This is a genomic window from Pseudomonas sp. FP603, assembly GCF_030687415.1.
Lineage (GTDB): Bacteria > Pseudomonadota > Gammaproteobacteria > Pseudomonadales > Pseudomonadaceae > Aquipseudomonas > Aquipseudomonas wuhanensis.
Map to the genome: position 1 here is coordinate 4,999,364 of NZ_CP117431.1, position 13,950 is coordinate 5,013,313.

Annotated in this window: 10 protein-coding genes; 1 reads left to right on the top strand and 9 read right to left on the bottom strand. The window is 57.9% G+C overall.

The genetic code is table 11. The features are described 5' to 3' along the window. Nucleotides 1-143: 143 nt before the first annotated feature. From sucD to sdhC, 9 genes are all read right to left on the bottom strand, one after another. Nucleotides 144-1,025 carry a succinate--CoA ligase subunit alpha gene (gene sucD, locus PSH65_RS23075; RefSeq protein ID WP_007919877.1) on the bottom strand — a complete coding sequence of 294 codons (882 nt, stop codon included), beginning with the start codon at nt 1,023-1,025 and terminating at the stop codon, nt 144-146. Next, nucleotides 1,025-2,191 carry an ADP-forming succinate--CoA ligase subunit beta gene (sucC, locus tag PSH65_RS23080; RefSeq protein ID WP_007898980.1) on the bottom strand — a complete coding sequence of 389 codons (1,167 nt, stop codon included), beginning with the start codon at nt 2,189-2,191 and terminating at the stop codon, nt 1,025-1,027. Before sucC ends, sucD begins: the two co-directional genes overlap by 1 nt. A gap of 179 nt (nt 2,192-2,370) precedes the next feature. Further along, complete coding sequence (gene lpdA, locus PSH65_RS23085) at nt 2,371-3,807, bottom strand: dihydrolipoyl dehydrogenase (RefSeq protein ID WP_305422569.1); 1,437 nt, start codon at nt 3,805-3,807, stop codon at nt 2,371-2,373. Nucleotides 3,808-3,917: 110 nt separating this feature from the next. Next, complete coding sequence (odhB, locus tag PSH65_RS23090; RefSeq protein WP_007898985.1) at nt 3,918-5,135, bottom strand: 2-oxoglutarate dehydrogenase complex dihydrolipoyllysine-residue succinyltransferase; 1,218 nt, start codon at nt 5,133-5,135, stop codon at nt 3,918-3,920. 42 nt (nt 5,136-5,177) lie between these two features. Then, nucleotides 5,178-8,009, bottom strand: coding sequence for a 2-oxoglutarate dehydrogenase E1 component (locus PSH65_RS23095; protein WP_305422570.1), 2,832 nt, complete (start codon nt 8,007-8,009; stop codon nt 5,178-5,180). 262 nt (nt 8,010-8,271) lie between these two features. After that, the gene (locus tag PSH65_RS23100) at nt 8,272-8,976 is read right to left on the bottom strand and encodes a succinate dehydrogenase iron-sulfur subunit (protein ID WP_007898989.1); all 705 of its coding nucleotides are present in this window, start codon (nt 8,974-8,976) and stop codon (nt 8,272-8,274) included. An 11-nt stretch (nt 8,977-8,987) separates the two neighbouring features. Next, on the bottom strand, nt 8,988-10,760 hold the full coding sequence (gene sdhA, locus PSH65_RS23105) for a succinate dehydrogenase flavoprotein subunit (RefSeq protein WP_305422571.1): 1,773 nt from the start codon (nt 10,758-10,760) through the stop codon (nt 8,988-8,990). 3 nt (nt 10,761-10,763) lie between these two features. Continuing rightward, nucleotides 10,764-11,132 (bottom strand): succinate dehydrogenase, hydrophobic membrane anchor protein, encoded by a 369-nt coding sequence (gene sdhD / locus PSH65_RS23110; RefSeq protein ID WP_008071469.1) that lies wholly within the window; start codon nt 11,130-11,132, stop codon nt 10,764-10,766. Then, entirely contained in the window at nt 11,126-11,500 is a 375-nt protein-coding gene (sdhC, locus tag PSH65_RS23115) for a succinate dehydrogenase, cytochrome b556 subunit (protein WP_032830362.1), read from the bottom strand. The genes sdhD and sdhC overlap by 7 nt, the downstream gene beginning before the upstream one ends. A gap of 362 nt (nt 11,501-11,862) precedes the next feature. On the opposite strand from sdhC, the gene gltA reads away from it, so the two are divergent. Then, a complete protein-coding gene (gene gltA / locus PSH65_RS23120) occupies nt 11,863-13,152 on the top strand; it encodes a citrate synthase (RefSeq protein ID WP_105339798.1) in 1,290 nt (429 codons plus the stop codon). The last annotated feature ends 798 nt before the right edge of the window (nt 13,153-13,950 follow it).

The window sequence follows — 13,950 nt, forward strand, 5'->3', positions numbered from 1 at the left end:
GACGCTCTGCGTCACATTCAAAGGCGGAACGCGGAGCGTCCCTGGCGGCATTCCCACGCAGAGCGTGGGAACGATCACCCGGAAACGACAAAGGCCACCCGAAGGTGGCCTTTGCTTGGTGAAGCGTCAGTTAAGCGCGAGGCTTACTTGACGGCCCAACCAGTCAGCTCGGCCAGGGCCTTGCCGATGTCTGCCAGCGAACGCACGGTTTTAACGCCTGCGTCTTGCAGCGCAGCGAATTTCTCGTCTGCAGTGCCTTTGCCGCCAGAGATGATTGCGCCAGCATGGCCCATGCGCTTGCCCGGAGGAGCAGTCACACCAGCGATGTAGGAAACAACCGGCTTGGTCACGTGTGCCTTGATGTAGGCAGCCGCTTCTTCTTCAGCCGAACCGCCGATCTCACCGATCATCACGATCGCTTCGGTCTTCGGGTCTTCCTGGAACAGCTTCAGGATGTCGATGAAGTTCGAACCCGGGATCGGGTCACCACCGATACCGACGCAAGTCGACTGACCGAAACCGGCGTCAGTAGTCTGCTTCACAGCTTCGTAGGTCAGGGTGCCGGAACGGGAAACGATACCAACCTTGCCTGGCAAGTGAATGTGACCTGGCATGATGCCGATCTTGCATTCGCCTGGAGTGATCACGCCTGGGCAGTTAGGACCGATCAGGACTACGCCCAGCTCGTCGCACTTGACCTTGGCATCCAGCATGTCCAGGGTAGGAATGCCTTCAGTGATGCAAACGATCAGCTTGATGCCGCCGAAGGCTGCTTCCAGGATGGAGTCCTTGCAGAAAGGAGCTGGAACGTAGATCACGCTGGCGGTGGCGCCAGTGGCAGCTACAGCATCTTTCACGGTGTTGAACACTGGCAGACCCAGGTGCTCGGTGCCGCCTTTGCCAGGAGTTACGCCACCCACCATCTTGGTGCCGTATTCGATGGCTTGCTGGGTGTGGAAACTACCTTGCGAACCGGTAATACCCTGGCAGATAACTTTGGTGTCTTTATTGATCAGGACGCTCATTATTTGCCCTCCGCAGCTTTAACGACTTGTTGAGCAGCGTCGGTCAGGCTGGTAGCAGCGATGATGTTCAAACCGCTTTCTGCCAGTACTTTAGCGCCCAGCTCAGCGTTGTTGCCTTCAAGGCGAACAACAACCGGGATTTTCACGCCGACTTCTTTCACAGCGCCGATGATGCCTTCGGCAATCATGTCGCAACGAACGATGCCGCCGAAGATGTTGACCAGTACTGCAGCGACGTTAGTGTCGGACAGGATGATCTTGAACGCTTCGGTAACGCGTTCTTTGGTAGCACCGCCGCCCACGTCGAGGAAGTTGGCTGGTTTGCCGCCATGCAGGTTGACGATGTCCATGGTACCCATGGCCAGGCCAGCACCGTTGACCATGCAACCGATGTTGCCTTCCAGTGCTACGTAGTTCAGTTCGAACTTGGCAGCGTGCGCTTCGCGCGGATCGTCTTGCGACGGATCGTGGAAAGTCTTCAGCTTAGGCTGACGGTACATGGCGTTGGCGTCGATGTTGATCTTGGCGTCGAGGCAATGCAGATCGCCGTCAGCCTTGATCACCAGCGGATTCACTTCCAGCAGAGCCAGGTCGTGATCCTTGAACAGCTTGGCCAGACCTACGAAGATCTTGGCGAACTGAGCAACTTGCTTGCCTTCCAGACCCAGCTGGAATGCCAGCTCGCGCCCCTGGAATGGCTGAGCGCCAACCAGTGGATCGATAGTGGCCTTGAGGATTTTCTCAGGGGTGTCGTGAGCGATTTTCTCGATGTCCACGCCACCTTCGGTGGAAGCCATGAACACGATGCGACGGCTCGAACGGTCAACGACAGCGCCCAGGTACAGCTCTTTAGCGATATCAGTGCACGATTCAACCAGGATCTTGGTGACTGGCTGACCATTGGCATCAGTCTGGTAAGTCACCAGACGCTTGCCCAACCACTGTTGAGCGAATGCTTTGGCGTCTTCTTTGCTGCGAACCAGCTTTACGCCGCCCGCTTTACCGCGACCACCAGCGTGGACCTGGGCTTTGACAACCCACTCGGTGCCGCCGATTTTGTCGCAAGCTTCTGCTGCTGCTTCCGGGGTGTCTACTGCGTAGCCGGTGGAAACTGGCAGGCCGTACTCAGCGAACAGCTGCTTACCCTGATACTCGTGAAGATTCATGCTTATTACCGTCTTCGTTAGGTACTGCGCATTCGGTGCTGCACTTGTTCAAGTGCCGCACCACCTGTGACTGCTGCTTGCGTAGCTGAGCTACGCAAGACTGCGTCCAGCGGACATTCCGCGGTGAGTCTTGCATGCAAGGCTCACGACGGGCCGTACCGCCGTGGTTTCTTATTGTCTTAACGCTTCTTGCGGTTGGCGATGTGGATGGCGCCGCCATTCACAGCCAAAGCTGCTTCGTGCAAGGCTTCAGACAGGGTCGGATGGGAGAAAACCATCATGCCCAGGTCTTCAGCGCTGGTGCCGAATTCCATACCGATTGCGCCCTGCTGAACCAGTTCTGCAGCGCTCGGGCCAATCACGTGGACGCCCAATACGCGGTCAGTCTTGGCATCGGCAATGACTTTCACGAAACCGCCGGTGTCGTTAGCTGCCATGGCACGGCCACTGGCTGCGAACGGGAAGGTGCCAACGTTAACTTCAACGCCTTCAGCCTTCAAGGTCTGCTCGGTTTTGCCGACCCACGCGATTTCCGGGTGAGTATAAATAACTGACGGGATCAAGTCATAGTTCATCTGGGCTTTGTGGCCCTTGATGCGCTCAACGACCATGATGCCCTCTTCCGAGGCTTTGTGTGCCAGCATCATGCCGCGAACCACGTCACCGATGGCGTAAACGCCCGGTACGGTGGTGGCGCAGTGATCGTCAACGTGCACGAAACCGCGCTCGTCCAGGGTCACGCCGCAATCAGCAGCCAGCAGATCAGTGGTCACAGGACGGCGACCAACGGCTACGATCAGCTTGTCGAAAGTGATGTTCTGTTCGCCGTTGGCATCGGTGTAGTTCACAACGACTTCGTCGCCGTTCACTTTGGAACCGGTAACGCGAGCGCCCAGCTTGATGTCCAGACCTTGTTTGGTCAGGGTTTTCAACGCTTCCTTGGAAACGGCAGCGTCAGCGGCCATCAGGAACGTGTCCAGCGCTTCGAGAACGGTCACTTCTGCGCCCAGGCGGGACCAGACCGAACCCAGCTCCAGACCGATCACGCCAGCGCCAATCACGCCCAGACGTTTTGGCACGGACTGGAATTCCAGTGCGCCAGTTGAATCGACGATCACATTCTGGTCGACTGGAGCCGGTGGAATGTCGATCGGACGCGAACCTGGAGCCAGAATCACGTTCTCGGCTTCAATGATTTCTACCGAACCGTCAGGCTTGGTGACTTCGACTTTCTTGCCGGCCAACAGTTTGCCGTGGCCCTGGATCGAGGTCACACCGTTAGCCTTGAACAGCGTCGCAACGCCGGAGGTCAGGCCTTTGACGATGTTGGCTTTACGGCCAACCATCGCAGCCACGTCCATGGTTACGCCAGCATGATTGATACCGTGGATCGCGAAGCCGTCTTGGGCTTCGTGAAACTTCCAGGAGCTGTCCAGCAGCGCCTTGGATGGAATGCAACCGACGTTCAGGCAAGTACCGCCGAGGGCCAGTTTGCCTTCCTTGTCGGTGTATTTCTCGATGCAGGCAGTGGAGAGGCCCAGTTGCGCTGCTTTAATGGCAGCCACGTAGCCGCCAGGGCCCGCGCCAATCACTACCACGTCGAATTTCTGAGTCATGTGTCATTCCTTCTCGAATCAAACCGGACGGCCCCTTTTGGGGACCGTCGTGGGACGAAGCTGGTCATTACAGAAGGGCCGTTCATCACTGAGCGGCCCGAGCAACGAAATCAGATATCCAGCAGCAAACGAGCCGGGTCTTCCAGCAGGTTCTTGATGGTAACCAGGAAGGTCACAGCTTCTTTGCCGTCGATCAAACGGTGATCGTAGGACAGAGCGAGGTACATCATCGGACGGATAACGACTTGACCGTTGATCGCCATAGGACGCTGCAGAATGTTGTGCATGCCCAGGATGGCCGCTTGTGGCGGGTTGACGATCGGGGTCGACATCATCGAACCGAAAGTACCACCGTTAGTGATGGTGAACGTACCACCGGTCATTTCGTCCATCGACAGCTTGCCGTCACGAGCCTTCTTGCCGAAGGTGGCGATGCCGCCTTCGATTTCAGCCAGGCTCATCAGTTCGGCGTTACGCAGAACCGGCACAACCAGGCCGCGGTCGCTGGAAACAGCCACACCGACGTCAGCGTAGCCGTGATAAACGATGTCAGCACCGTCGATCGACGCGTTGACAGCCGGGAAGCGTTTCAGCGCTTCGGTGGCAGCCTTGACGAAGAACGACATGAAGCCCAGGCGCACGCCGTTGTGGGACTTCTCGAACAGATCCTTGTACTTCGAACGCAGGGCCATGACTTCGGTCATGTCGACTTCGTTGAAAGTGGTCAGCATCGCCATGTTCGATTGAGCTTCAACCAGACGCTTGGCAACGGTGGCCCGCACACGGGTCATCGGTACGCGCTTCTCGATGCGATCGCCGGCAGCGAACACTGGAGCAGCAGCGGCAGGAGCAGCAGCCTTGGCAGGCGCGGCAGCCGGAGCGGCTTTCTTGGCAGCAACAGCTGCTACCACGTCTTCCTTGGTCACACGACCGCCTTTGCCAGTGCCGGCAACGGAAGCGATGTTGATACCGTTTTCTTCAGCCAGCTTGCGAGCAGCCGGTGCAGCAACAGGATCGTCTTCGCCCGCTTCGGCGGGAGCCGCGGCAGCGGCAGCCGGTGCAGCAGCGGCGGCTGGAGCGGCAGCAGCACTGCCCTCACCGATGGAGCCCAGAACTTCGTCGGACAGAACGGTGTCGCCTTCGTTCTTGACGATAGCGCCCAACACGCCGTCAGCGGTAGCCAACACTTCCAGTACGACTTTGTCAGTTTCGATGTCGACGATCAGTTCGTCACGCTTGACGGCGTCGCCCGGCTTTTTGTGCCAGGTGGCAACGGTGCCATCGGCAACCGATTCCGGGAAAGTGGGGGCTTTGATTTCGATAGCCATTATCTGTGGGTCCTTAAATTCGGTTTCAGGTGCGCGAAGGCGTTAAACAGTAAAGGCGTCTTGCAGCAGTTGTTCCTGCTGCTCAGCGTGCATCGATGCATAACCACAAGCAGGTGCAGCAGAAGCATCACGGCCCGCGTACTCAAGTACGAGAGACTTGTCGTGATTGCCAACGATGCGGCGCATGTGGTGTTGGCTGCAGTACCAGGCACCCTGGTTCATCGGCTCTTCCTGACACCAAACGATATGTTTGAGGTTGGTGTACGGAGCCAGGACTTCGTTCAAGTCGTCCTCAGGGAATGGGTACAGCTGCTCGATACGCACGATGGCGATGTCATCACGACCTTCGGCACGGCGTTTTTCCAGCAGGTCGTAGTAGACCTTGCCGCTACACAGAACAACGCGCTCGACCTTTTTCGGGTCCAGGGCATCGATTTCCGGGATAACGGTCTGGAACGAACCTTCGGCCAGATCTTCCAGGGTCGAGATGGCCAGTTTGTGACGCAGCAGCGACTTCGGAGTCAGAACGATCAACGGCTTGCGCAGCGGGCGAATCACCTGACGACGCAGCAAGTGGTAGATCTGAGCCGGCGTAGTCGGGACGGCAACCTGAATATTGTGCTCGGCGCACAGCTGCAGATAACGCTCCAGACGAGCCGAAGAGTGCTCCGGACCCTGACCTTCATAACCGTGCGGCAGCAGCATGGTCAGACCGCAGAGACGGCCCCACTTGTGCTCGCCACTGGTGATGAACTGGTCGATAACCACTTGAGCACCGTTGGCGAAGTCGCCGAACTGGGCTTCCCAGATCACCAGCGCCTCAGGCGTGGTGGTCGAGTAACCGTATTCGAACGCCAGCACGGCTTCTTCGGACAGGAACGAATCGTACAGATCGAAACGTGGCTGGCCCTTGTACAGGTTTTGCAGCGGGACGTAGGTACCCGCGTCTTTCTGGTTGTGCAAGACAGCATGACGGTGCGAGAACGTACCGCGACCGATGTCCTGACCCGTCATGCGAATCGGGTGACCTTCGAACGACAGGGTCGCGTACGCCATGGTTTCGGCGTAACCCCAGTTGATCGGCAGGCCGCCGGCTTGCATTTTCTGACGGTCTTCGTAGATTTTCGAGACCTGGCGCTGAACCACGAAGCCTTCCGGAATTTCCAGCAGCTTGGCGGACAGTTCCTGCAAGGTTTTCAGATCGAAGCGAGTGTCGTGACGCGCGGTCCAGGCGTGGCCCAGATACGGACGCCAGTCCACGAACAACTCTTTGTTCGGCTCTTTGACCAGGCTTTTTACTACGTGCAGACCGTTGTCCAGCGCGTTGCGGTATTCGTCGACTTTCGCCTGAACACGCTCTGCGTCCAGCACACCGCCCTGGGTCAGACGATCAGCATACAGCTCACGCGTGGTGCGCTGTTTGGTGATCTGCTGATACATGATTGGCTGGGTGCCGCTAGGCTCGTCGGCCTCGTTGTGGCCGCGACGACGGTAGCAGACCAGGTCGATCACCACGTCACGCTTGAACTGCATGCGGTAGTCGATGGCCAGCTGGGTCACGAACAACACGGCTTCCGGATCATCACCATTCACATGGAGGATCGGCGCCTGGATCATCTTCGCAACGTCGGTTGCGTACTCGGTCGAGCGCGAGTCCAGCGGGTTGCTGATGGTGAAACCGACCTGGTTGTTGATCACGATGTGCACGGTGCCGCCGGTCTTGAAACCGCGGGTCTGCGACATCTGGAAGGTTTCCATCACCACACCCTGACCGGCGAATGCCGCGTCACCGTGGATGGAGATCGGCAGAACCTTCTCGCCGGTAGGGTCGTTACGACGATCCTGACGGGCGCGAACCGAACCCTCGACCACGGGGGAAACGATTTCCAGGTGGGACGGGTTGAACGCCATGGCCAGGTGAACTTCACCGCCAGTGGTCATCACGTTGGACGAGAAGCCCTGGTGATACTTGACGTCACCGGAACCCAGCTCGACCTTCTTCTTGCCTTCAAACTCGTCGAACAGCTCGCGCGGGTTCTTGCCGAAGGTGTTGACCAGCACGTTGAGACGGCCACGGTGGGCCATGCCGATCACGATTTCCTTGGTGCCATAGGAACCGGAACGCTGGATCAGTTCGTCGAGCATCGGAATCAGGCTCTCGCCGCCTTCCAGACCGAAACGCTTGGTACCCGGGTATTTGGTCCCGAGGTATTTTTCCAGACCTTCGCCGGCGGTGACGCGTTCGAGCAGATGGCTCTTGATGTCGGCGGAGTACGTCGGACGGCCGCGCACGCTTTCCAGACGCTGCTGGAACCACTGGCGCTGCTCGGAATCGGTGATGTGCGTAAATTCAGCGCCGATGGTGCGGCAATATGTCTGCTGCAACGCTTCGTGAATTTCGCGTAGGCTCGCCTCCTCTTTGCCGATGAACAGGTCGCCGGCACGGAAGGTCGTATCAAGATCGGCATTGGTCAAGCCGTAATGATTGATTGACAGGTCTGCAGGTGCAGGACGCTGCCACAGCCCCAGCGGGTCAAGCTGGGCTGCCTGGTGGCCACGCATACGGTAGGCCTGGATCAATCGCAGCACTTCAACTTGCTTCTTCTCGTGCTCACTGCTCACGCTGCCGGCGGAAACCGGTTGGGCGCGGCGCTGGTTCTTTGCCAGCAAGACGAAATGATCGCGAATTGTGGAGTGCGAAACATCGGTGGCAGTGTTGCCATCAGCAGGCAACTTCTGGAAGTAGGTGCGCCACTCTTCTGGCACAGCGTTAGGGTCGTGCAGGTAGAGCTCGTAGAGCTCTTCCACATAGGCAGCGTTACTACCGGATAGGTAGGCGCTGTTCCACATGCGCTGCATCACGCTTTCTTGCATGCTTGGTCACCCTCGGTTAGGGGAACACCACCGGCGTCGACACCGAGAAAACTTGCAGAAGTCCGAATGCAGCGACTAAAACAAGCCACTTAGGATCACGCTGATAGTCCGGGTACCAGCCCGGATGCCCCTGCTTGTCTCATTTCTTCAAAATAAGAGCCGCAGCCTTATAAGCTGCTGCTCAGGTTAAAACTACGGCGCCGGTTGAAGCCTGCGCCGTAGCATCTACGGGTATTGCGGTCCTACGGGTACAGCAGCTGAATCACACGCCGCTTTGCAGCAGCATGTTACGAATGTGACCGATGGCCTTAGTCGGGTTCAGGCCTTTCGGACAAACGTTGACGCAGTTCATGATGCCCCGGCAGCGGAATACGCTGAACGGGTCATCCAGCGAAGCCAGACGCTCGGATGTCTTGTTGTCGCGGCTGTCTGCCAGGAAGCGATAGGCTTGCAGCAGAGCAGCCGGACCCAGGAACTTGTCCGGGTTCCACCAGAAGGACGGGCACGAAGTCGAGCAGCAAGCGCACAGGATGCACTCGTACAGACCGTCGAGCTTTTCACGCTCTTCAGGGGACTGCAGACGCTCGATGGCCGGAGCCGGCGTGTCGTTCTGCAGGTATGGCTTAACCTTTTCGTATTGCTTGTAGAAGATGCTCATATCGACGACCAGGTCACGGATAACCGGCAAACCTGGCAGCGGACGGACGATCAGCTTGTTACGTTTTACGACGGCAGACAGCGGCGTGATGCACGCCAGACCGTTTTTGCCGTTGATGTTCATGCCGTCGGAACCGCAAACACCTTCACGGCAAGAGCGACGATAGGAGAAACCTTCGTCCTGCTCTTTGATCAGGGCCAGCACGTCCAGCACCATCAGGTCTTTACCACCGGTATCAACCTGGAATTCCTGCATGAACGGCGCAGCGTCCTGATCAGGGTTGTAACGATAAACACTGACTTGCAACATGGCGGCCACCCTTAATAAGTCCGAATCTTAGGTTCAAAAGTCGGAACAGTCTTCGGCGAGAAGTTCACAGCACGCTTGGTAACGCGCTTGTCACCCGGGAAGTACAGGGTGTGGCACAGCCAGTTTTCGTCGTCACGGTCTTCGAAGTCTTCACGGGCGTGAGCACCGCGGGACTCTTTGCGCACTTCAGCAGCGATGGCAGTGGCTTCGGCCACTTCCAGCAGGTTCTGCAGTTCCAGCGCTTCGATACGCGCAGTGTTAAACGCCTGGCTCTTGTCATTGATCTTGACGTTGGCGATACGGCCACGCAGATCAGCCAGCTGAGCAATACCCTTCTGCATGTATTCGCCGGTGCGGAACACACCGAAGTAGTTCTGCATGCAGCTTTGCAGTTCGCGACGCAGAGTTGCCACGTCCTCACCTTCGGTACGCTCGTTCAAAGCGGACAGACGTGCCAGGGCCGCGTTGATGTCGGCGTCGGTAGCGTCATCGTATTCGATACCGTCGGTCAGCGCTTTTTCCAGGTGCAGGCCGGCAGCGCGGCCGAATACCACCAGGTCAAGCAGCGAGTTGCCGCCCAGACGGTTGGCGCCGTGAACCGATACGCACGCCACTTCACCCACTGCGAACAGGCCAGGGATGATTTCGTCCACGCCTTCGTCGTTCTGGGTGATTGCCTGACCGTGAATGTTGGTCGGAACGCCGCCCATCATATAGTGGCAGGTCGGAACAACCGGAACCGGAGCAACAACCGGGTCAACGTGCGCGAACGTCTTGGACAGTTCGCAGATGCCTGGCAGACGGCTGTGCAGCACTTCCTCGCCCAGGTGGTCGAGTTTGAGCATTACGTGGTCGCCATTCGGACCGCAACCGTTACCAGCGATGATTTCCTTAACCATCGAACGGGCAACAACGTCACGACCGGCAAGGTCTTTGGCGTTCGGAGCATAACGCTCCATGAAACGCTCGCCGTGCTTGTTGATCAGGTAACCACCTTCACCACGGCAACCTTCGGTGACCAGTACACCGGCGCCGGCGATGCCGGTCGGGTGGAACTGCCACATTTCGATGTCTTGTACCGGTACGCCGGCACGCAGCGCCATACCAACACCGTCACCGGTATTGATCAGGGCGTTGGTGGTCGAAGCGTAGATACGACCTGCACCGCCGGTGGCCAGTACGGTGGCCTTGGCACGGATGTAGGTGGTTTCACCGGTTTCGATGCAGATGGCAATCACGCCGACGAATGCGCCGTCCTGGTTTTTCACCAGATCAACAGCGTAGTACTCGTTCAGGAACGTGGTGCCTGCTTTCAGGTTGCCCTGATAAAGGGTGTGCAGCAGCGCGTGACCGGTACGGTCGGAAGCGGCGCAGGTACGGGCGGCCTGGCCACCTTTACCGTAATCCTTCGACTGGCCGCCGAATGGACGCTGGTAGATACGACCCTGTTCGGTACGGGAGAACGGCAGACCCATGTGGTCCAGTTCGAAAACTGCAGCCGGGCCTTCCTGACACATGTATTCGATAGCGTCCTGGTCACCGATATAGTCGGAACCCTTGACGGTATCGTACATGTGCCAGCGCCAGTCATCGTTCGGATCGGCAGATGCGATGGCGCAGGTGATGCCGCCCTGGGCCGACACGGTGTGCGAACGGGTAGGGAAAACCTTGGTGATCACGGCAGTCTTGTGACCGCCCTGTGCCAGTTGCAGCGCTGCGCGCATGCCGGCACCGCCACCACCAATAATGATGGCGTCGAAAGAAATCGTTGGAATGTTAGCCATGGATCAGATACCCCAGAGAATCTGCACACCCCAGACGAAGTAAGCGAACATCGCAACGCCGCATACTGCCTGGAAAAGGAAACGTACTGCAGTCGCGGACTTGCCCAGCGCCATCGGCGTCAGGTAGTCAGTCGCGATGGTCCACATGCCGACCCAGGCGTGAGCGCCCAGGGCTACAAGGGCCAGCAGACTGAAGATACGCATCCCGTTGTGGGCGAACAGGGCATGCCATTGGTCGTAACCAATGCCTGGATTCGCAACGAGGTATCCGATCAGGAAGATGAAATAAGCCGCGAGAACGACCGCAGACACACGCTGTGCCATCCAGTCATAGAGGCCCGAACGCGACAGGTTCGTAACGCTGGTTACCATATCCAAACTCCCGCCAGAACGATCAACACCGCAGATACGGCGATAATGATTTGCGAGCCCAGCTTGCCGCCTTCCAGCGTCTCACCGATGCCCATATCCATAATCAAATGGCGCACACCGGCTACCAGGTGATACAGAAGAGCGGACAGGAGGCCCCATGCTACGAACTTGGCCAGCGGACTGGTCAAGCATGCCTTCACCTCGGCAAAACCTTCCTCGGAACCCAGAGACTTGCCCAATGCATACAGCATGAAGCCAAGGCCCAGGAAGAGGATGATGCCGGAAACACGGTGAAGAAACGACGTAACGCCGGTGATGGGGAGTTTGATGGTCCTTAGGTCTAGGTTTACAGGTCGTTGGCTTTTCACGGCTTTTTTTCACACTGAAGAGCCCCTAACAATCAGGGCAAAGTTGTTGGGGAGTGCACTGGTCAGGTAACCACCACCCAGGGATGCGACCCCCAATAAAGCAGGCCCAAAAGCCCCTGGCGGTCGGTGGCCGAGTATAGACAGTTAGGCTACTAATGACAACGCGTTCACCTTCCCCTAATAGCTGATTGCACAAGTCAGATAAAAGGCGTAAATGGCAGGCAATTTCGAGGAAAAAGTCCGGTTAAAGCCTTCTGGAGCAAGACTTTAGGCAAATTGACATTCGAATTTATCTCACTATAGTGGTGCGGGCCCTGCGTGGGGGGTCTGTCTGATGATTTCAAGCATAAATAGGAGGCCACATGGCTGACAAAAAAGCGCAGTTGATCATCGAGGGCGCAGCCCCCGTCGAGCTGCCCATTTTAACCGGCACCGTTGGTCCCGATGTTATCGACGTTCGGGGCCTGACGGCCACGGGCCGTTTCACCTTTGACCCTGGTTTCATGTCGACTGCCTCTTGCGAGTCGAAGATCACCTACATCGACGGCGACAACGGCATTCTGCTGCACCGCGGCTACCCGATCGAACAGCTGGCTGAAAAGTCGGACTACCTGGAAACCTGCTATTTGCTGCTCAACGGCGAATTGCCGACCGCAGAGCAGAAGGCCCAGTTCGTAGGCACCGTGAAGAACCACACCATGGTTCACGAGCAATTGAAGACCTTCTTCAACGGCTTCCGTCGCGACGCCCACCCGATGGCCGTCATGTGCGGCGTAGTGGGCGCCCTCTCGGCCTTCTACCACGACTCCCTCGACATCAATAACCCGCAGCATCGCGAAATCTCCGCGATCCGCCTGGTTGCCAAGATGCCGACCCTGGCCGCAATGGTTTACAAGTACTCCATGGGCCAACCCATGATGTACCCGCGCAACGACCTGTCGTACGCGGAAAACTTCCTGCACATGATGTTCAACACCCCGTGCGAGATCAAACCGATCAGCCCGGTACTCGCCAAGGCCATGGACCGGATCTTTATCCTCCATGCCGACCACGAGCAAAACGCATCGACTTCTACCGTACGCCTGGCCGGTTCGTCGGGTGCCAACCCGTTCGCCTGTATCGCCGCCGGTATCGCTGCACTGTGGGGCCCTGCCCACGGCGGTGCGAACGAAGCCGTTCTGACCATGCTTGACGAGATTGGCGATGTTTCGAACATCGACAAGTACATCGCCAAGGCCAAAGACAAGAACGATCCGTTCAAATTGATGGGCTTCGGTCACCGGGTTTACAAAAACCGCGACCCACGCGCCACCGTCATGAAGCAAACCTGCGACGAAGTACTGAAAGAACTGGGCATCACCAATGATCCGCAACTCGAACTGGCCATGCGCCTGGAAGAGATCGCCCTGACCGACCCGTACTTCATCGAACGTTCGCTGTACCCGAACGTCGACTTCTACTCGGGGATTATCCTCAAGGCGATCGGTATTCCGACCAGTATGTTCACCGTGATCTTCGCCTTGGCGCGGACTGTCGGCTGGATCTCCCACTGGAAAGAAATGCTCTCCAGCCCGTACAAGATCGGCCGCCCGCGCCAGTTGTATACCGGCTACGAGTCGCGTGATATCACCCGGCTTGAAGACCGCAAATAAGACCTGTCTTGCGATAATGTCTTGAGCTGTACCGGAAACGGCCTCTATTTAGATAGGGGCCGTTTTTGTTTGTGCCTGATGTTGAATTACGCGGCGGCCTGGGGGCCGACCGGGCTCTATGGTTGTGTCCATATCCGTTTCTTCGGTTGCGCCGGCTGGCGGTTCCGCTCTTACAGCGGGTCACTTTCGAAAAGCGCGAAAGTAACCAAAGCGCTTCTGCCCCTGTCGTTCGGTGCCTCGCCCAGGCTCGGCATGCCCGCGCTCCGGTCCTGCTCCGTGGGCCCGCCGCGATCGGCCATCCATGGCCGTGCGCGGCTAACCCGGCATCCATGCCGGGTTGCCCACTGCGCAGAACCTCCACTCGGCCTCTCGAGGGGGCGGTGCGTCAAGATCAAAAGCTGCAGGCGAGCTAACGCTCGGCCTGTTGAGTGGTGAAAAGCAGAGCGGATTCGCTCTGATTTTGTGTGGGAGCGAGCCTGCTCGCGAAGCTTTTGATCTTGCCGTTGCCGTTGCCGTTGCTTCGACTTTGGCTTTGGCTTTGGCTTTGGCTTTGGCTTTTGATCTTGATCTGCCGCCCCTTTCCCAGAGGCCGAACGCAGGTATTGCGTAGGGGGCACCGCGGCAAGGATGCCGCGGTAGCCGCCCCCGGCCATGGATGGCCGATGGCGGCGGGCCCCCGGAGCAATGCCGGAGTGAGGGCATGCCGAGCCTAGGCGAGGCACCGAATGGCGGGGCAAGAGCCCTTTGGTTACTTTGGGGCTTTTCCAAAGTGACTCGCTGTAAAAGCGAAACCAATAG

Bases quoted from the DNA above. Each gene is read 5' to 3' on its own strand.
- gltA (WP_105339798.1), top strand. From the start codon at position 11,863: ATGGCTGACAAAAAAGCGCAGTTGATCATCGAGGGCGCAGCCCCCGTC.
- sucC (WP_007898980.1), bottom strand. From the start codon at position 2,191: ATGAATCTTCACGAGTATCAGGGTAAGCAGCTGTTCGCTGAGTACGGC.
- sdhD (WP_008071469.1), bottom strand. From the start codon at position 11,132: ATGGTAACCAGCGTTACGAACCTGTCGCGTTCGGGCCTCTATGACTGG.
- PSH65_RS23100 (WP_007898989.1), bottom strand. From the start codon at position 8,976: ATGTTGCAAGTCAGTGTTTATCGTTACAACCCTGATCAGGACGCTGCG.
- sdhA (WP_305422571.1), bottom strand. From the start codon at position 10,760: ATGGCTAACATTCCAACGATTTCTTTCGACGCCATCATTATTGGTGGT.
- PSH65_RS23095 (WP_305422570.1), bottom strand. From the start codon at position 8,009: ATGCAAGAAAGCGTGATGCAGCGCATGTGGAACAGCGCCTACCTATCC.
- sucD (WP_007919877.1), bottom strand. From the start codon at position 1,025: ATGAGCGTCCTGATCAATAAAGACACCAAAGTTATCTGCCAGGGTATT.
- odhB (WP_007898985.1), bottom strand. From the start codon at position 5,135: ATGGCTATCGAAATCAAAGCCCCCACTTTCCCGGAATCGGTTGCCGAT.
- lpdA (WP_305422569.1), bottom strand. From the start codon at position 3,807: ATGACTCAGAAATTCGACGTGGTAGTGATTGGCGCGGGCCCTGGCGGC.